Source organism: Thiocapsa sp. C2-2m (assembly GCF_041903745.1).
GTDB classification, from domain to species: domain Bacteria; phylum Pseudomonadota; class Gammaproteobacteria; order Chromatiales; family Chromatiaceae; genus Thiocapsa; species Thiocapsa roseilacustris.
Genome location: NZ_JBBWVD010000017.1, coordinates 48259 through 67077, shown reverse-complemented (window position 1 = coordinate 67077; position 18819 = coordinate 48259). Strand labels below are relative to the sequence as shown.

Sequence of the window (18819 nt, the reverse complement as noted above, 5' to 3'; positions counted from 1 at the left end):
CATGAGCGAACGCATCGTCGTCGATCCCGTCACCCGCATCGAAGGCCATCTGCGCATCGAGGCCCAGATGGACGGGGACAACATCGCCCAAGCCTACAGCTCCGGGACCTCGGTCCGCGGACTGGAAACCATCTTGAAGGGCCGCGACCCGCGCGATGCCTGGGCCTTCGCCCAACGCATCTGCGGCGTCTGCACCCTGGTCCACGGCATTGCCTCCGTGCGCAGCGTGGAGGACGCGCTCAAGATCGAGCTGCCGCCCAACGCCCAGTTGATCCGCAACCTCATGATCAGCTCGCAGTTCGTGCACGATCATGTGATGCACTTCTATCACCTGCACGCGCTCGACTGGGTCGACGTGGTCAGCGCGCTGAGCGCGGATCCCAAGGCGACATCGGATCTGGCGCAGTCCATCAGTAGCTGGCCCAAGTCCTCGCCGGGCTATTTCGCCGATACCCAGAAGCGTATCAAGACCTTCGTGGAATCCGGCCAGCTCGGCATCTTCGCCAACGGCTATTGGGGCCATCCGGCCTACAAGCTGCCGCCCGAGGCCAACCTCATGGCGGTTGCGCATTATCTCGAGGCGCTGGCTTGGCAGCGCGATGTCGCGCGTCTGCACGCCATCTTCGGCGGCAAGAATCCGCATCCGAACTTCGTCGTCGGCGGCGTGCCCTCGCCGATCGATCTGAACTCGGACTCCGCCATCAATTCCAAGCGTCTCGCCGAGGTGCAGCAGATCCTGCACTCCATGCAGACCTTCGTGGATCAGGTCTATGTCCCGGACACCCTGGCGATCGCGAGCTTCTACAAGGATTGGGGCGAGCGCGGCGAGGGCCTGGGCAACTTCATGAGCTACGGCGACCTGCCGGCCACCGGGACCCTGGATCCGGCGCAGTTCCTGTTCCCGCGCGGTGTCATCCTCAACCGGGATCTGAGCACCATCCACGAGATCGACCTGCACGACCAGGGGCAGATTCAGGAGTACGTGGCCCACTCCTGGTACGAGTATTCAGGCGGCAACGACAAGGGGCTCCACCCCTACGACGGCGAGACGAACCTGGAATACGACGCGCGCGGCGGCGTGAAACCGCCCTACACGCAGCTCGACGTGAACGATGGCTATTCCTGGATGAAGGCGCCGCGCTGGAAGGGTCACGCCATGGAGGTCGGCCCGCTCGCCCGCGTGCTCCTGCTCTATGCCAGCGGCCACGCCCAAACCCAAGAGCTGGTTGAGATGACCCTCACCACGCTCGACCTGCCCGTGCGTGCGCTCTACTCCACACTCGGGCGCACCGCGGCCCGGACCCTGGAGACCAAGATCCTAGCCGACACCGCACAGGGCTGGTACAACGAGCTGATCGCCAACATTAAGGCCGGCGACAGCCGCACCTTCAACGAGACCCTTTGGGATCCGTCGAGCTGGCCCGCCGAGGCACGCGGCGCAGGCTATATGGAGGCACCGCGCGGCGCGCTCGGTCACTGGATCGTGATCAAAGACGGCAAGATCGCCAACTACCAGGCGGTCGTGCCATCCACTTGGAACGCCGGCCCCCGCGACCCGAGCAGCCAGCCCGGCGCCTACGAGGCCGCGCTGCAGGACAACCACCAACTGGTGGACGTCAAGCAGCCGATCGAGATCCTGCGCACCATCCATTCCTTCGACCCCTGCATCGCCTGCGCGGTGCATCTGACCGATCCGGACACGGGTGAGCAGATGGAGATCAAGATCGCCTGAGGCGATTGTCGGGGAACTCAGGAAAAGGCCGCCGGTGCGGCCTTTTTTTGTGGGTCGAGACTGATCGGTGCTGAAGTTCCCCGGCACTTGTCCTTGCGCCCGCCCGCACCTCCCTGCATCCTTCCCCGGTCAGTTTTCAGGGGAATACCATGGCCCGCCGCAAATCGCACGGAAGCACGTCCGACTCGTCCGCCAACCTCCGCTTCGAGGCCAAGCTCTGGCTCGCCGCGGACAAACTCCGCAACAACATGGACGCGGCGGAATACAAGCACGTCGTCCTCGGCCTGATCTTTCTCAAATACATCTCCGACAGCTTCGACGAGCACCACGCCAGGCTCATCAAGGGTGAAGGCGATGACTAAGGCGCGAACCCCGAGGACAAGGACGAATACCTCGCCGCCAACGTCTTCTGGGTACCCAAAGAGGCCCGCTGGACTCACCTTCAGGGCAACGCCAACGTCGCCTGGGTCCAGCACTTCATCCACCACCTTTCAGCGCCTTCTCCGAGCGGCGGGGGCATGGCCGGCTTTGTCCTGGCGAACGGCAGCATGTCATCCAACCAGTCCGGCGAAGGCGAGATCCGCAAGGCCATCGTCGATGGCCGACCTGGTGGACTGCATGGTCGCCCTCCCCGGCCAGCTCTTCTATTCGACGCAGATCCCCGTCTGCCTCTGGTTTCTCGCGAAGAACAAGCGAAACGGAAAACGGCGCGATCGCCGCGGACAGACCCTCTTCATCGATGCCCGCAAGCTCGGCACCCTCGTCGACCGTGTCCATCGCGAGCTGACCGACGCCGATCTGGAGAAGATCGTCTCGACCTACCACGCCTGGCGCGGTGATCACACGTCTCCCTTTCCCCTCGCGGGAGAGGGCCGGGGAGAAGGGGCATCCCCCTACGCCGACATCCCAGGCTTCTGCAAATCCGCCACCACAGCCGAGATCGCGGCGCACGGGTCTGTGCTCACCCCCGGCCGTTGCGTCGGCGCCGAGGCGGTCGAGGACGACGGAGAGCCCTTCGAGGAAAAAATGACACGCCTGGTCGCGGAACTGAAAGGCCAGTTTGCAGAATCGGCTAAGCTTGAAACCGAGATACGCACACAACTCACCCTCCGGCAGAAGCATGGCGAACCCGACGCTTGACCTCTTCCCACGCCACCTCGGTGAGCTGCGCCGGCTTATCGCCGCATACCTGCCCAACGCCGAGGTCTGGGCCTACGGCAGCCGCGTCAACGGCACAGGCCACGACACCAGCGATCTCGATCTGGCGGTCCGCAATCCCCAAGACCTCAAAGCGCGGCAGCCCGCCGCCTTCTGGGAGCTGAAGGACGCCTTGAGCGAGAGCAACCTGCCCTTACTCATCGACCTTTTCGACTGGGCGACCCTACCGCCCGCCTTTCACACCGAGATCGAGCGGCAGCATGTGATCCTCTATGCATGCGATGGGTACGGACAGCCCTCAACGCCACCGAGACCGGAGCGCAGCGCTGGAACCATTGGCAAGAGGATGGGTTATGGCGGATGACCTCGCCCCCGACCCGCAATCCGCCCGGCTGCTCGATGACGTGCGCGCACTCCTGCGCGCCGCCCGCACCCGCGCCTTTGCTGCGGCCAACGCCGCGATGGTCGATGCCTACTGGCAGATCGGGCGCCGCATCGTGGAGGAAGAACAAGGCGGCGAAGTCCGCGCCGAGTACGGCAGCCAGCTCATCCGCAACCTCGCGCGTGCCCTCGGCGATGAGTTCGGGCGCGGGGTGTCGGTCGCCAATCTGAAGAATTTCAGACAGTTCTACCTCACATTCCCGGACGCAGGAAAAAGCTACGCACTGCGTAGCAAATTGACCTGGACCCACTGGCGTCTCGTCATGCGCGTCGAAAGCGTGGCCGCCCGGCTTGGTCCTCGCGCCGCCTGGAGCGCGAAATTGCGACCCGCACCTTCGACCGCCTGCTGGCCCCTCCGCCCGCGCCAGCAGCCCTAGTCCCGACCGATGCCCAACCGTCCCTCAGGATAACGGAGTTCGTCAAAGACCTACGTGCTCGAATTCCTCGGCCTATCCGAGCCCTTCGACGCCCACGAGCGGAAACTGGAGACCCTCCTCGTCTCGCGCCTGCGAGATTTCCTCATGGAGCTCGGCAAAGGATTTTCCTTCGTCGGCCGCCAGTTCCGGATCAGCACCGAGACCACGCATTTCTACGACGATCTCGTCTTCTACGACCTGGAGCTCTTGCGCGAGTCCATCGACCTCGAATGCAAGCTGGCCCTGGGGCACGACGGTCAGAGCGCCTTGCCGGAGGATTTCTGGCCGACTTACAGCGCCTTCGCCGATACCGACGGCGGTGTGGTGATTCTCGGAGTGCGAGAACGGAAAGGTCGGTTTCTCATCGAAGGCATCGACAAGGTGGACAAGATCCGCAAGGACCTGTTCGATGCCCTCAACAATCGCCAAAAGGTCAGCGCCAATCTCCTGACCGATGCCGACATGCGAGATGTCTCGCTGGATGGGCGCACCTTGCTCATCATCGAGATCCCCCGAGCCAACCGCAAGCAACGACCGCTGCGAGTGGTGACCCACGCCCGCATTCGGGAAATGACTGCCCTTCACCCCTTCGACATCACGCGGATGCTTCAGGGATTGGTGCAGGATGGATTCCTGGAGGCGCATAACCCGGGTCGGGGTTCCGTCTACTGCCTCCCCAGGGCTGCTCTTCCGAAACCGGAAGAAGTGTTCGGAGACGGCTCCGCACAACTGACATTCAGCTCCGCACATTTGAGCACCCGCTCCGCACATTTGCGTCCGGACTCCGAAGCTTTGCCGACCAGCCGGGAGACGTATAACGAGCACCGGGATCTCGATGGAAGACTCTTGGCCGATCAACTCGACGCGCCCGTCATCGACTCTCTGGATAAGCTCGACGCCGGGTTTCACTCTGCCTTGGAGCTGTTGGCGACGCAACCCAGGACCAAAGGCAAGCTGCCCGCGGACAGCATGAAGCGCGTGGCGCTGGCGTTGTGCCACGGGCATTAATTTCGTCACCTTAAGCTGTCTGGCGCAGCTCGTCATGCGCGACACCGGTGCGTCGCGGCAACAATACCTCAAGCCACTGACGAAAGAAGGAAAACTTAGACTCGCGTTCCCGACAACCCCGACGCATGCCAAACAGGCGTATCGCTCGGTGGAGTAGTCGCCCAACGCCGTGCAATAAATCCATCATCGAATCCTGGGACCGTCGTGGCGAGTCCGAGACCCAGGTGCTCAAGCGGACAACGCGCGAGCGCCGGGAGGCGACGCGGACCCTCTGCGCGATGCTGAACCACCGGGGCAGTCGGGTGATCTTCGGCGTGGAGCCGGACGGACGGATCATCGGCCAGATGTTTCGGACCGGACGGTCGGGGAAGTGGCGCAGGAGCTGGGCGAGATCAAGCCGCCGGTGTTTCCGAGTATCGAGCGGGTGGATGTGGCGGAAGGTCGGCAGCTTCTGATCGAGGCGTGGGGCCGCGGAACGATCAAGATGGAAGGTTGACGGTGCGCGCGGGTCTGCCAAGACCGGAGATCATCGAGGCCGCAGGCTGTGTCATGGTGAGATTTAGCCCCACGGTCTACGTGCCGCCGCAGCGGGTGGCCCAGAACGTGACGGAGCGACAGCAACGGGTGCTGGCGGTGCTCAGCACCTCGGCGGATGGACTGGCGTTGCGGGATATCCGCAAAGGGTTGGGTGATGAGATTCCCGAGTGGGAGCTCAAGAACGAGCTTGCCGCGCTAAAACATCTCGGACTCGTGCAGACAAGAGGCTACGCGAGGGGGGCGCGGTGGATCTTGTCGTAACCAGCTCCAATTCACTCCAAATGAACTCCAATTCAACTCCAATTGCCCATGCGTAGGTTTATAGCGCATCCTTCCGTTTTATATTAGATTTTTGGCGTCTTGGCGTGAACCTAATGACCATCAACGAATCCATCGTCGAAGACGCCGCCGCCCTGAACTGGTTCCGGGAGCTGGGCTATGCCGTCGGGCACGGGCCGCAGCGCGCTCCCGGCGAACCAACGGCGGAGCGGGCCTCGTTTGCCGATGCGGTCCTGGTCGGCCGCCTGCGCGAGGGACGTCGCCGGAGCAGATCGATGCCGCCGTGCGCCAGCACGTGTCGAAGGCCATCACGATCTTGAAGCGTCCCTTAGCCACCGATCAAGGCCGGTCCCGCGGCGGCGATCACCACAGTCGCCAACCCCAAGCCCAGATTGACGGCCATCAACCCGCGGATCCACCCGAAAGCGGAGGCGGCTTTCGGCCAGTCGGCCGCGGCGACGTTGTGCTGCATCCGGCGGAACGGGATGAAATAGATCAGACTGAAGATCAGCGTCATGATCAGGGCAATGCCCATCATGGCGTGAACGTAGAGCCCGGCCTTGCCGCCCATGACGCCGAGAAAGACCCAGAGTCCGCTCAGCCAAAGGACTGCGATTGCACCCCAGACCCAGGGGAAAAAACGCTGAAAAACGCCGAGTGCGACGCGCAGGCGGGGCTGCGGATCCAGCGCCGCTTTCAGCGTCGGACGCAGTGCGAAATGGGCGAAAAACATCCCGCCGACCCAGATAAGACCGGCGACTTGATGCAAAGCGATCGGGATGGCGATGTGGAGGTTCATGGTCGGTCGCTATAGTGGTTAGTGGGGCCTTGCTCGTAACTCCGGCCATCGTGGTACGTGGCGCAGAGCGCCACGGGGCATGCGTGACACCGCAGAGCGGGTATCACGAGTGACTGATGTTTCGGGTGGCCGGTCTTACGAGCGAGGCTGTGAGTGTTTAGCCCGTAGGTTGGGCAAAGCGCAGCGTGCCCAACCCGCGCCGACATCACAGGAATTCGTTGGGCATGCTGCGCTTTGCCCAATCGGCCTGTTCATGTTGATTTTGAATCGTGACTTACGGCCAATCCCCCGCGGCATCGGGATCCATCAGCACATCCGTCCTGCCCAGGGCCGCGACCCGTGCGACCGGCAGGTCCGCCCCGCGACGCCAGGCCGCAAGCGCCTCGCGCTTGCCGTCACCCGTCACCAGGATCAAGCGCTCCGGGGCAGCAGCGAGGGCCAACGGGGTCAGGGTCACCCGATCGGGCGGCGGTTTCGGCGCCTCGTGAACCGGCGCCGCGCGTACGTCCGTCGGGGTCACATGACCGGGGAAGAGGCTCGCGGTGTGACCGTCCTCGCCCATGCCCAGCAGAATCAAGTCGAAGGGCATGTGGGCAGCGATCAGCGCGTCGTAGCGGCGCGCCGCCGACTCTGCACCGGACTCCGCGGGGATCCAATGCAGATTGTCGGGCGGAATCGCAACGTGCTCCGTCAGGGCCAGCTCGATCGCGCGGCTGTTGCGCTCGGGGTCTTCAGGCGAGAGACAGCGCTCGTCGCCGAGAAAGAGATGCCAATTCGCCCAGTCCTCACACTGCTGGGCCAATCGATCGTAAGCCTCCAACGGGGTGCGCCCGCCGGCCAAGACACACCGAAACCGCCCGCGTGCCTCGATTGCACCGCGCGCCGCAGCGCTCATTCGGCGTGCCGCTTCCTCGGCCACCGCCTCCGCCGATTCGAGACCAGTAAAATGGATCATCTGCTCGCCCATGGCACTTTGCCCCCTCCGACCAGTAAACTGGCGGCGTTCTATACCTGACCGACACCGCCAGTCACGACCTTATGAAAATCCTCTTGATCGACGACTCCAGAGTCACGCGGTACGCCTTGCGCATCGAGTTGAAGAAACGCGGTATCGATGTCGATACAGCCGACTCTGCGGAGGCTGCCTTGGAGATGCTCAAAAGCCGGGTTCCGGACGCGATCTTCATGGATCATATCATGCCGGGTTTGAACGGCCTGGAGGCCCTGGAGATCATCCGCGCGGACCCGCACACGGCCCACGTGCCGATTGTGCTCTGCACCTCGCAGGAGGACACCGACTTCGCCGCGACGGTGCAGAAGAAAGGCGTGCTCACGGTCCTGCCCAAATCGCTCGCTGCCGAGCGGCTCCCAGAGGTCATCGCATGTGTGCGCGCGGCGGTCGAGGGCGACGCGCCTGCCCCGCTCGCTCAGGTCCCGCCGGCCACCAGGTCCGTCGCCGCCACGGCGTCACTGCCCGGACCGCCGAGCGAGGCCGAGCTGATCGCGTTGATCGAGGAGCGCTTGGAGGCGGGCATCAACAGGCGCCTGACGGTCCTCGTGGAATCGCTAAGACGCGACCTCACCGAGATTCTGATCGCCGAGGCACGCCACCTCGTCGAGGAGCGACTCGCCGAGGAGCGCGCCGCGATTGCTGCCGCACCGCCCTCTGCGAGCCAGCAGGATCTTCGCGATCTCGAGGCGCGCCTAGTCCGCGAGATCCTTCCGGTCTTGATCGAGGATCGCGTCGCCGCGGCGCTCGCACGTCAACGCCCCGCGATCGTCGAGGAGGTGAGGCAATCGCTCCCCGCCGTGACGCCATCGCCGACCGGAGAGAACGACGGGGCGCGATTCGGCGGGCATGCCCCCTTGCACCCGCAAGCCGGGTCGCGCCGCAGCGCCTCCGACATGGAGGTCATGGATCCAGCGAACCGCCTACGCGACATGGCTACGACTGCGCTGCAATCGCTGCGTGCGGCGATCAAGCGCCACGATCGCTGACCTTGTCCCCGTCGAATCGAGCCATCGGCCGCCGAAGGATCAGCTGTGCGGAGGTTCGTCGCTGTCGCACGGCTCCTCGTTCGACGGACTGTGCTCCGAACGATGCCGATCCCGTCGCGCGGCGATGAATTGGGAGTAGACCAGCCAGGCGGCAAGCGCAATGAAACCGTAAAACTCGATTGCCTTCAGTGAATTGCCGTCCGCTCGATGTCCTCCGCTGCGCGTTCCGCAGGGATCGCGCCGCTGCAACCGTCGTTCACCGAGGCTCCATCGCACCCCGTCACCTCGCGTTCATCCGAGTCTTTTACTATGCTGGCACGACCGACGACGGACACACGGAGAACCACATGACGACAAGCAGCCTCTCCACGACCGAGATCCACGCCAATCCGCTGTCCCCGGAGCTTCTGACCAAGATCGATGCCTACTGGCGCGCCTGCAACTACCTCGCCGCGGGCATGATCTATCTGCGGGACAACCCGCTGCTGCGCGAGCCGCTCGCCGAGGGCCATCTGAAGAAACGCCTGCTCGGTCATTGGGGCGCGAGCCCCGGCCTCTCCTTCATGTATGTCCACCTCAACCGCATCATCCGGGAGCATGCACAGGAGGCGATCTTTCTCGCCGGTCCGGGCCACGGCGCGCCGGGCGTGCTGGCCCCCGTGTATCTGGAGGGCGCCTACTCCGAGATCTACCCCAACAAGAGCGAGGATGAAGAAGGCATGCGCGCCTTCTTCAAGCAGTTCTCCTTCCCGGGCGGCATCGGCTCGCACTGCACGCCCGAGACGCCGGGCTCCATTCACGAGGGCGGCGAGCTGGGTTACTCGATCTCGCATGCCTTCGGCGCCGCCTTCGACAATCCAGACCTTTTGGTCGCCGTGGCGGTCGGCGACGGCGAGGCCGAAACCGGCCCGCTCGCGACCTCCTGGCATTCGAGCAAGTTTCTCAACCCCATCCGCGACGGCGCGGTGCTGCCGATCCTCCATCTGAACGGCTACAAGATCAACAACCCGACCCTGCTCGCACGCATTCCGCGCGAGGAGCTTGCCGAGCTGATGCGCGGCTACGGCTGGACGCCCTACTTCGTCGAGGGCGACGACCCCATGACGATGCATCAAACCATGGCGGCCACCCTGGATGCCTGTCTCGCGCGGATCCGCGCATTTCAGCAGGAGGCCCGCACGAGCGGCAAGGCAATGCGCTGCCATTGGCCGATGATCGTGCTGCGCACGCCCAAGGGCTGGACCGGCCCCGCAGAGGTCGACGGCAAGAAGGTCGAGGGCTTCTGGCGTGCCCATCAGGTGCCGCTGTCGGGCATGCACGACAACCCAGCGCATCTCAAGCAGCTCGAAGACTGGATGCGCAGCTACAGACCCGAGGAGCTGTTCGACGACGCGGGCAGGCTGATCCCGGAGCTGCGCGCACTTGCCCCCGAGGGAACGCTGCGCATGAGTGCGAACCCGCACGCCAACGGCGGTCTATTACGCCGCGCCTTGCGCATGCCGGATTTCCGCGACTATGCCCTTCACGTCGCCGAGCCGGGGAAGATCCGCGCCATGAACACCAAGCCGACGGGCGCCCTGCTGCGCGACGTCATGGCAAAAAACATGGACAATTTCCGTGTGTTCGGCCCGGACGAGAACACCTCGAACAAGCTCGACGCGATTTACGAGGTGTCCAAGAAGCTCTGGCTCTGCGAATACAAGGAAGAGGACGCGCAAGGCGGTGAGCTCTCTCCGGACGGTCGCGTCCTCGAGATGCTCTCCGAGCACACCCTGGAGGGCTGGTACGAGGGCTATGTCCTGACCGGCCGGCACGGCTTCTTCGCGACTTACGAGGCCTTCGTCCATGTCATCGACAGCATGTACAACCAACACGCCAAGTGGCTCGCGATCTGCGAGGAGATTCCGTGGCGCGCGCGCATCTCCTCCTTGAACCTTCTGATCACCTCGACCGTCTGGCGGCAAGATCACAACGGTTTCACGCATCAGGACCCCGGTTTCCTGGATGTCGTAGTCAACAAGAATCCGGAGGTCACCCGCATCTATCTGCCCCCGGACGTGAACACCCTGCTCTCGACAGTCGACCATTGCCTACAAAGCCGCGACGACATCAATGTGATCGTGGCCGACAAGCAGAACCATCTCCAATACCTGGACATGGATGCCGCCATCAAGCACTGCACCAAGGGCATCGGCATCTGGGATTGGGCGAGCAATGACCAGGGTGTCGAGCCCGACGCCGTCATGGTCGGCTGCGGGGACATCCCGACCAAGGAGGCCCTGGCCGCCACCGCCCTGTTGCGCGAGCACTTTCCGGACCTCCGACTGCGCTTCATCAATGTCGTGGACCTCTTTCGCATGCAACCCGCGGGTGAGCATCCACACGGCCTCTCCGACGCCGACTTCGACAGCCTCTTCACCAAAGATCGGCCGGTGATCTTCAACTTCCACGGCTATCCCTGGTTGATCCATCGCCTCGCCTATCGCCGCACCAATCACACGAACCTGCACGTGCGCGGCTACAAGGAAAAGGGCAATATCAACACGCCGCTGGAGCTCGCCATCGAAAACGAGATCGACCGCTTCAGCTTGGCCATCGACGTCATCAACCGGGTCCCGCGTCTGCAGGTCGCGGGTGCGCACGTGAAGGAGAAGCTGCGCGACATGCAGATCGACTGCAGAAACTACGCACACGAGCATGGCATCGACAAGCCCGATGTCGATGACTGGATCTGGCCCTTCTAAACCGCGTCCAGAGCGAAATGCTAACTTTCGAGTAATTCGACGTTTGGTGCATCCACAGCCCTTGGCGGGGACGCGGTTTAAAATAATATATTTTTTAATACCTTAAACCGCGCCAGCTCCGGCGGTCGTCAAGTCTGCCGGGGCCGATCCCATCCAAAAACATCGCATACCGCGCCGGGCGCGGTTTAAGTCCGAAACGCTGCACTGCCGACGAGACGCCACCATGAACACAGCAGTCGCCCACGACTCCGATGCCCCGGCCGAAACCCAGACCGAGACGCCGACCAAGACTCACGAGCATACCCGCACGGGCATGTCGAAGGCGTCTCTGAAGCAGGCCTACATCGACAACCTCTTCTATGTTCAGGGGCGTTTCCGCGAGGTCGCCACCTCCCACGACCTCTATATGGCCGCTGCCTACACGGTGCGCGATCGCATGCTGGATCGCTGGGTGAAGTCCGCCCAGGTCTACAAGACGTCGCGGGCACGCACCGTCTGTTATCTCTCGGCCGAGTATCTGCTCGGACCGCATCTGGCCAACAATCTGGTGAATCTCGGGATCTCGGAGGTCGCCCGGGACGCGGGCGAGGAATTGGACCTCGACTTCAAAGCCATCCTGGAGGAGGAGGAGGAGCCTGGTCTGGGCAACGGCGGGCTCGGTCGCCTCGCCGCCTGCTACATGGATTCGCTGGCGACGGTTCAGATCCCGGCGATCGGCTACGGGATCCGCTACGAGTTCGGGATCTTCGATCAAATCATCGAGGACGGCTGGCAGATCGAGCGCAGTGACACCTGGCTGCGCAACGGCAACCCCTGGGAGATCCCGCGGCCCAAGATCAGCTTTCCCGTCATGTACGGCGGCCACACCGAGCGCTATCGCGATCATGCGCAACGCCCGCGGGTTCGCTGGATTCCGAGCATGGTCATCAGCGGGGTCGCCTTCGACACCCCGGTCCTGGGTTACGGGGTCGACAACGTGAATCTGCTGCGGCTGTGGAAAGCGGAGGCACCCGAATCGTTCGACTTCCAGATCTTCAATGGCGGGGACTATTACGGTGCGGTCCACGCCAAGATCGAGGCAGAGACCATCTCGAAGGTCCTCTACCCGAACGACGAGCCCGAGGCCGGCAAGGAGTTGCGCCTCAAGCAACAGTACTTCTTCGTATCCTGCTCGATCCAGGACATGATCCGGTTGCACCTGAACACCGTCGGCCCCCTCGAGACCTTCCACGAGAAGTTCGTCGCCCAGCTCAACGACACCCATCCGGCAATCGCCGTGGCCGAGCTGATGCGCCTGCTCATGGACGAGCACGAGATGACCTGGGACAACGCCTGGCCCATCACCCGCGAGACCTTCTGCTACACCAACCATACCCTGTTGCCAGAAGCCTTGGAGACTTGGTCGGTCGGCCTCTTCGAGCGGTTGCTGCCTCGCCATCTGGAGATCATCTACGAGATCAACAAACGTTTCCTCGACGAGGTGCGAGTGCGTTTCCTCGGCGACGAGGAGCGTGTCGCGCGCATGTCGCTGATCGACGAGACGGGTGGACGGCGGGTCCGGATGGCCCACTTGGCCGTGGTCGGCAGCCGTGCCGTCAATGGGGTCGCCGCGCTGCATTCGGAGCTGATCAAGACGACCCTGTTCAAAGACTTCTACGAAATGGCCCCGGAGCGCTTTCACAACGTCACCAACGGTGTGACGCCGCGGCGCTTCATCGTGGTGAGCAACCCGCGTCTGGCAAATCTGATCACCGAGGTATGCGGCCATGACCGCTGGATCCGGGATCTCGAGTGTCTGCACGATCTTGAGATACACGCCGATGACCCCGGACTCCAAGCGCGTTGGCGCGAGGTCAAGACCGCCGCCAAGCGCGATCTGGCGGTCTGGCTCGAGCACCATGCCGGGGTGCTCCTTGATCCGCAGACCATGATGTTCGACATCCAGGCCAAGCGCCTGCACGAGTACAAGCGCCAGCATCTGAACGTCCTGCATATCATCCGCGTCTATCAGCGCCTGAAGCAGAGCCCGAATCTCGGCATGGTCCCGCGCGCCTTCATCTTCGGCGGCAAGGCGGCCCCCGGTTATTACATGGCCAAGCTGATGATCAAGCTGATCAACTCGGTCGCCGAGGTGATCAACAACGACCCGCAGGTCAATGGTTACATCCGCGTCGCCTTCATGCCCGACTTCAACGTCAAGAACGGTCAGCGACTGTATCCGGCCGCGGACCTCTCCGAGCAGATCTCGCTCGCCGGCAAGGAGGCGTCGGGAACCGGCAACATGAAATTCTCGATGAACGGCGCGCTCACGGTCGGCACGCTCGACGGCGCCAATGTCGAGATCCGCGAAGAGGTCGGCGCGGAGAACTTCTTCCTGTTCGGGATGACCGCCGATGAGGTCCGTCGCAAGCAGGCCGAGGGCTACCGGCCATGGGACTATTACCACGGCGATCACGAGCTGAAATCGGACATCGACCTCATCGTCTCGGGGCTCTTTTCCCACGGCGACACCAACCTCTTCCGCCCCTTGACGGATCACCTGATCCATCGGGATCCCTTCATGGTGCTGGCCGACTATCGCGCCTATCTGGAATGCCAGGACAGGATCAGCGAGTTCTACGACCGGCCCGCGGAGTGGGACCGCATGTCGATCCTAAACGTCGCGCGGATGGGCCGGTTTTCCTCGGACCGATCGATCCGCGAGTACGCAGAGCGGATTTGGAACATCGTGCCGAAGCCAATCGGTGCCTAATCCTTATCCTTCACGCCGAGGACATGACATCTCTACACCGCGCCCAGCGCGGTATGCGATGTTTTTGGATGGGATCGGCCCCGGCAGACTTGATGACCGTTGGCGCCGGCGCGGTTTAAAATATTAAGAAAAATATAATGTTAAACCGCGTCCCCGCGAAGGGCCGTGGATGCACCAAACGGCGAGCTCACTCGACGATGAGCATCTCGCCCTGGACGCGGTTTAGTTGATCCAGGACAAAAAAAGTCGGAACAGCCGGATTCGCCGATAGCAATGATTCGGACACCTCCGCATACTGTCTGCGACACGTACAACCCGAGTCATGACGACGAGCCGAGATCATGGAGACGATCAACAAGGTCACCGATGTGCCGCATGGAATGCATCTCGGCGAGACAGACGTCTTGCCGTATCACAACCGGCGCCGCCCCAAGACACGTCCGTGCTCATCCCCCGCTTCACCCCGACCGGCAACCCGATCGGAACACACCTCGGCCGATCGATTCCCGAGAACACGGCACTCTGCCGACATCGCTGCGGCAGCGTCGGATGTGCCTGCGCGGTAGGTCATCCCGTGCGCCGCCGACAAGGGCGCATGATTCGCAACCCAAGGATCCGAAACACCAACAACGCAAGGAGCAAGGCGATGACCGCAACACCCAAGACACTCGTCGATATCACGGTCTTGATGGACGCACTCGACAACGAGCAGGAAACGGACAATGCATCCAACGCCATCCTCTCCCTCGCGGCCGGGGGACGTATTCAAGGCTATGTCTGCGCCACAGCCATCGACCCACTCCATAACGAGCTCGCACGCAAACTAGGCGCGGCCCGGGCACGATCGGAGATCCAGCGCGTCTGTGCCATCCTGGCGATCGCTCCGGTCGATGCAGGAGTCATCGACGGTGCCATCGGCCTCGACTGGCGATATCTCGACGATGCCCTCACCCTCGAGAGCGCACGCCTGAGCGGAGTGGACTACCTCGTGACGCTCAACGGTGACGATTTCGACCATCCATTTGTCACCGTTCACGCACCCGAAGAGTTCATTCATTTCATTGAACAACAACCTTAGGTAATTTCCGGGAATAAGCATCCCGACTGCGCATTCCCGGCAGACCTGTAGGGGCGAATTCATTCGCCCTACAGGCCGGTAGATCCTTTCACAGAAACCACCTTCATGTCGGAAGGGCTGCCGAACCGAGCCGGCTCGCCGCAGCCGATGGGCCTGACGGCCTTTACGGCGAGCAGTCGCTGACCGCCAGCTCGCAGTCAGAAGAGCCGGTCTCGCAGAAATCCAAGCAGGTGAAGAGCCGCCCTTCGAAGGCGGCATCGACCGCGATATGCCCGGATTCGGCACGCACCTCGAATCCGGGTTGCGTGACCGGTTGGTGTTGCACCAGTGTGAGCCGATCGGCCGGGTAAGAGACGTCCAAGGCCACCTGCATGGGGTAGTAGCCGTCGAGAAAGCGGCGCATATAAGGCCCGTTGCGCAGCCGGTAACGTCCGTCGCCGAGGGCGAACAGGGCTCGGCTCTCGGCGCGAATACACAGCCTCGCCTCGGGCGTGATGTCCGTGAGCTGGACCGAAGGACCCTCCACCCAGGCACGCCCGATCCCCTGCGCACTGACCACCTCCAAGCCGCGAATCCGCTCGGCGTTGAAGAGGATCTGCGCCGCGCGGACCGCGTCGAGATGCTCGTGACACTGGGTCAGCTCAATCCATCCCTCGCGCAGACTCTCTGCCCCGATGCGGATCCGATTGACATGCCGATGGGTCTCGGCGGCACGCTCCGGCTCGACAAACCGAAGCTCGCCGTCACTCACCGCTGCGATACGGGCCTCGAGGTCCATCTCGGGCCAGTCAACTTCATCCGGGAACGCGGCCTCGGCGGATGTATCTTCGGCAAGCGCGGATCCCCCCGCCAGTCCCCACAAGAGAATCGCGAAGCAGCAGCTCAGCGGCACGAACGAAAGGGCTCGCTCGCCGATCCTTGATTCGGTCATCGGTGTCATGCTCGGTGTCATGGATCGCAACATGCTCGCTCCTTATCGCACGGGGACATCGAAATAAGTGTCGGGATAGGGCTCGTCTACCAGCGTGTAATGCCACCACTCCTCGGCGAGGTTGCGAAAACCCTGCTCGCGCATGGAGGTTTTCAGCAACAGCCGATTCGCCATCGCATCACCCGTGATGGCCGGGTTCAACGTATGTGAGAGCGGACTGAAGCAATCGAAACCCGTGCCCATGTCGACGCTGTTGTCCGCGAAACGCTCCGAGGCCGGGTTTTCGCACGAACGCCCGGGGGCGGCGGGATCGAACGCCGGTTGATCGGGCGTCGGCACGGGAACGATGGTCAGATCGACCGTACTGCCTCGCGAATGTCCGGAGCGCGCCGCGATATAACCGTCGTCGAACAGGCTGGCCTTCTCGACATTCGGATAAAATTCGACCTTCATGCGCTGGTCGTCGAGATCCGCGGCCCAGGCAACGAACCGGTCGACGGCGCGCTGCGGCCGATAGCAGTCGTAGATCTTCAGTGACAGGTTCAGCTCGCGCAGGGTCGCCTGCACCCCGGCCAAGGCCGCTGCCGCCCGGTGGGTCAAGAGACAGAGCGGCGCCTCGTAGCCCTCGATCGGGCGACCGACGAAGTTGTGCTCCGTGGCATAGCGGATATCGAGCACGACATCGGGAACCACATCGCGGATGTCGACCAAGTCGGCCTCAACGAGCAGCGACGACTCTGCAATCACCGAGCACGACATCCAAGCCCCGAATGTCGCCGGCAGCAAACCCTTGATCAAAAATTGAAAAATTACCCCGCGCATTCAGTCATCCTCCAGTAGAGCTTGTTTCGATCAACGGGTACTCCGCGCGATGGCGCGGGGGCGAGGCAGGCCCCGCGAAGGGGCGTGCTCAGCGAGGATTCTCGACGCCGGACATGTCGCTGCGGCGCTGGCGCAGGCCTTTGAGCGCCTGCACCAGCGCCGCGCTGTGGGCCTCGAGCCTTGACCAGCCTTGCTGCACCTCGGGGTGACCGGCCACCGGGTCGGCCTCGTTGACCAGGGTCGCGGACGAGCGCGCCCTCAGCGCCTGCACGATGCCGAGCAGCGCGGCCCCTTCCTGATGCGAGGCGTAATGGTGACCCTCCACCGCACCGAGCTCCGCCTTCGTGTTGTAGCGGCGTTGCGTGCCGGGCTTGGCTAACCAGACACCGAAGTTGCAGGCCTGCGCGCCCGGCGGCGGCGAGGTATTGGCGCATGGCCTTCATCCAAGCATGATGCTCCACCTCGGCCAACAGCAGGGGCACGTCGCCGGGCTCCAGCGGGGTGATGTGCAGCCAGCTCGGCGGAACCTGCCACTGGGCCAGCCACGCCGGCATCTCGGCTGCGGGCATGGGCCGTGCGATGGCGTAGCCCTGGGCCAGATCACAGCCAAGCTCCAGCAGCATCCGGCCTTGGTGCTCGGTCTCCACCCCCTCCGCCAGGGTTTGGCGGTCGAAGCTGCGGGCCAGCCCCAGCACGCTGTTGACGATGCTGGCGTGCTCGCTGTCGTCGAGCATGCCGCGCACGAAGCTCTGGTCGATCTTGATGGTCTGGGCCGCGAGCTGCTTGAGAAAGGTCAGCGAAGAATAGCCGGTGCCGAAGTCGTCGAGCGAGCAGGTCACCCCCATGCGCTGCACCCGGGCGATCAGCGCCGCCTCTTCGGCCATGTTGTCGAGCGCACTGGTTTCCAGAATCTCCAGGTCAAGCTGGGCCGGGGCCACGCCGGGCTGCGCCGCGAGCTGGCGCGCCAGCCGGGGGACGAAGTCGGGGTCGGCGAGTTGCAGGGCGTCCACATTGACGCCCACGCAGGTGCAGATGCCCCGGGCGTTCCAGGCCGCCAGCTGGGACAGGGCCGTTTCGATGACCCAGTCGCCCAGCGTGACGGCCAGCGGGTGCCGCTCCAGCAGCGGGATGAACTGGCCCGGCGGCACCAGCCCGCGCTGCGGGTGCTGCCAGCGGATCAGGGCCTCGAAGCCGGCCACTTGGCCGGTGGCCAGCCACACCTTGGGCTGGTAGTGCAGGCGCATCTCGCCCGCGGTCAGGCCCTGTCGCACCTCCTCGATGCGGATGAAGCGCTCGCGTGTGGACTCGTCCTTGAGCGGGTCGAACAGGTGGTAGCGGTTCTTGCCGGTGAGCTTGGCGAGATACATCGCTTGGTCGGACTGGCGCAGCACTTGTTCGGCCTCCATGCCGTCGGCGGCCTGCGGAAACACAGCCACCCCGATGCTGGCGGTCAACTGCAGCTTGTGGTCTTCGAGACTCAGCGGCTCGGCCACCGCCTGCAGCATGCGTCGCACCGGCGCCGCAAAGGCGTCGGGATTGTCGAGCGGGGTCAGGATCACTGCAAACTCGTCGCCGCCGATGTGGGCAAGGTACTGCCGGTCGCGCAGGGACCGGGCCAGGCGCTGGCCGATCTCCACGATGAGCTGGTCGCCCCGCAGCAGGTCGGAGGTGCACCGCTCCAGCTCAGCTTGCTGAATGGCGTTGGCGCGGCGCATCGCTTGCAGCGCCAGATGGGTGCCGACCCGGGCCAGCACCTCGGCCTCTTGGAACGGCTTGGTCACATAATCGACCCCGCCCGAGGCAAAGGCACGCACCTTAATGTCGGTCTCGGCCAGGGCGCTGATGAAGATCACCGGCACCTCGGCCAGCCCGGGCATGGCCTTGAGCCGGCGGCAGACCTCGTAGCCGTCCATGACCGGCATGCGCATGTCCATCAGCACCAGGTCCACGGGCCGCTGCCCGAACCGGTTCACGGCCTCGGCGCCGTCGCCGGCCTCGGTGATCTCGAACCCGACCGAACCGAGGACGTCGGCAAGCAGGCGGCGGTTGTCGGGCAGATCGTCCACCACGAGCAGGCGCGGCGCCGGGGTGCCGGAGGGCAGTTGCCAGCCGTTCGCGTCCGCT

At 63.7% G+C, this 18819-nt stretch carries 18 protein-coding genes and 2 pseudogenes; 15 read left to right on the top strand and 5 right to left on the bottom strand.

What is annotated here, in order from left to right; all coding sequences use genetic code 11:
* The first annotated feature begins 1 nt into the window (after window position 1).
* From AADX97_RS14570 to AADX97_RS14520, 11 genes and pseudogenes are all read left to right on the top strand, one after another.
* Window positions 2-1732: a nickel-dependent hydrogenase large subunit gene (locus tag AADX97_RS14570; protein ID WP_374234059.1), complete on the top strand. Its 1731-nt coding sequence runs from the start codon at window positions 2-4 to the stop codon at window positions 1730-1732.
* Between the two features lie 149 nt (window positions 1733-1881).
* On the top strand, window positions 1882-2094 hold the full coding sequence (locus tag AADX97_RS14565) for a type I restriction-modification system subunit M N-terminal domain-containing protein (RefSeq protein WP_374234058.1): 213 nt from the start codon (window positions 1882-1884) through the stop codon (window positions 2092-2094).
* 117 nt (window positions 2095-2211) lie between these two features.
* Window positions 2212-2271 (top strand): annotated as a pseudogene (locus AADX97_RS14560) (hypothetical protein); the annotation flags it as partial.
* 58 nt (window positions 2272-2329) lie between these two features.
* Entirely contained in the window at window positions 2330-2872 is a 543-nt protein-coding gene (locus AADX97_RS14555) for an N-6 DNA methylase (RefSeq protein ID WP_374234057.1), read from the top strand.
* A complete protein-coding gene (locus AADX97_RS14550) occupies window positions 2853-3254 on the top strand; it encodes a nucleotidyltransferase family protein (RefSeq protein WP_374234056.1) in 402 nt (133 codons plus the stop codon). The genes AADX97_RS14555 and AADX97_RS14550 overlap by 20 nt, the downstream gene beginning before the upstream one ends.
* Window positions 3244-3708: a DUF1016 N-terminal domain-containing protein gene (locus AADX97_RS14545; RefSeq protein ID WP_374234055.1), complete on the top strand. Its 465-nt coding sequence runs from the start codon at window positions 3244-3246 to the stop codon at window positions 3706-3708. Before AADX97_RS14550 ends, AADX97_RS14545 begins: the two co-directional genes overlap by 11 nt.
* 54 nt (window positions 3709-3762) lie before the next feature.
* Window positions 3763-4755, top strand: a complete 993-nt coding sequence (locus tag AADX97_RS14540) for a PDDEXK nuclease domain-containing protein (protein ID WP_374234054.1) — start codon at window positions 3763-3765, stop codon at window positions 4753-4755.
* Between the two features lie 125 nt (window positions 4756-4880).
* Window positions 4881-5087 (top strand): annotated as a pseudogene (locus tag AADX97_RS14535) (helix-turn-helix domain-containing protein); the annotation flags it as partial.
* 38 nt (window positions 5088-5125) lie between these two features.
* On the top strand, window positions 5126-5251 hold the full coding sequence (locus tag AADX97_RS14530; RefSeq protein ID WP_374234131.1) for a hypothetical protein: 126 nt from the start codon (window positions 5126-5128) through the stop codon (window positions 5249-5251).
* Window positions 5252-5304: 53 nt separating this feature from the next.
* Window positions 5305-5553: a hypothetical protein gene (locus AADX97_RS14525; RefSeq protein ID WP_374234053.1), complete on the top strand. Its 249-nt coding sequence runs from the start codon at window positions 5305-5307 to the stop codon at window positions 5551-5553.
* 113 nt (window positions 5554-5666) lie between these two features.
* Entirely contained in the window at window positions 5667-5891 is a 225-nt protein-coding gene (locus AADX97_RS14520) for a hypothetical protein (RefSeq protein ID WP_374234052.1), read from the top strand.
* A gap of 8 nt (window positions 5892-5899) precedes the next feature.
* Here AADX97_RS14520 and AADX97_RS14515 read toward each other — a convergent pair whose 3' ends face one another.
* Both AADX97_RS14515 and pgl read right to left on the bottom strand, forming a co-directional pair.
* Window positions 5900-6370, bottom strand: a complete 471-nt coding sequence (locus AADX97_RS14515) for a CopD family protein (RefSeq protein ID WP_374234051.1) — start codon at window positions 6368-6370, stop codon at window positions 5900-5902.
* Window positions 6371-6644: 274 nt separating this feature from the next.
* Window positions 6645-7337 carry a 6-phosphogluconolactonase gene (gene pgl, locus AADX97_RS14510; protein WP_374234050.1) on the bottom strand — a complete coding sequence of 231 codons (693 nt, stop codon included), beginning with the start codon at window positions 7335-7337 and terminating at the stop codon, window positions 6645-6647.
* Window positions 7338-7408: 71 nt separating this feature from the next.
* On the opposite strand from pgl, the gene AADX97_RS14505 reads away from it, so the two are divergent.
* The 4 genes from AADX97_RS14505 to AADX97_RS14490 all read left to right on the top strand — a co-directional run bounded on the left by AADX97_RS14505 (window position 7409) and on the right by AADX97_RS14490 (window position 14942).
* Entirely contained in the window at window positions 7409-8368 is a 960-nt protein-coding gene (locus AADX97_RS14505) for a response regulator (RefSeq protein ID WP_374234049.1), read from the top strand.
* 347 nt (window positions 8369-8715) lie between these two features.
* Window positions 8716-11112: a phosphoketolase gene (locus AADX97_RS14500; RefSeq protein WP_374234047.1), complete on the top strand. Its 2397-nt coding sequence runs from the start codon at window positions 8716-8718 to the stop codon at window positions 11110-11112.
* Between the two features lie 223 nt (window positions 11113-11335).
* A complete protein-coding gene (locus AADX97_RS14495) occupies window positions 11336-13864 on the top strand; it encodes a glycogen/starch/alpha-glucan phosphorylase (protein ID WP_374234045.1) in 2529 nt (842 codons plus the stop codon).
* A 646-nt stretch (window positions 13865-14510) separates the two neighbouring features.
* Window positions 14511-14942, top strand: coding sequence for a PIN domain-containing protein (locus AADX97_RS14490; RefSeq protein WP_374234043.1), 432 nt, complete (start codon window positions 14511-14513; stop codon window positions 14940-14942).
* Window positions 14943-15105: 163 nt separating this feature from the next.
* Here the strand turns inward: AADX97_RS14490 and AADX97_RS14485 are convergent, their stop codons facing one another.
* From AADX97_RS14485 to AADX97_RS14475, 3 genes are read right to left on the bottom strand one after another with little or no spacing between them, the layout of a single operon-like run.
* Window positions 15106-15873 carry an alpha/beta hydrolase gene (locus tag AADX97_RS14485; protein WP_374234042.1) on the bottom strand — a complete coding sequence of 256 codons (768 nt, stop codon included), beginning with the start codon at window positions 15871-15873 and terminating at the stop codon, window positions 15106-15108.
* Between the two features lie 42 nt (window positions 15874-15915).
* On the bottom strand, window positions 15916-16695 hold the full coding sequence (locus AADX97_RS14480) for a M15 family metallopeptidase (RefSeq protein ID WP_374234040.1): 780 nt from the start codon (window positions 16693-16695) through the stop codon (window positions 15916-15918).
* Complete coding sequence (locus tag AADX97_RS14475; protein WP_374234039.1) at window positions 16683-18761, bottom strand: EAL domain-containing protein; 2079 nt, start codon at window positions 18759-18761, stop codon at window positions 16683-16685. Before AADX97_RS14475 ends, AADX97_RS14480 begins: the two co-directional genes overlap by 13 nt.
* Between the last annotated feature and the right edge of the window lie 58 nt (window positions 18762-18819).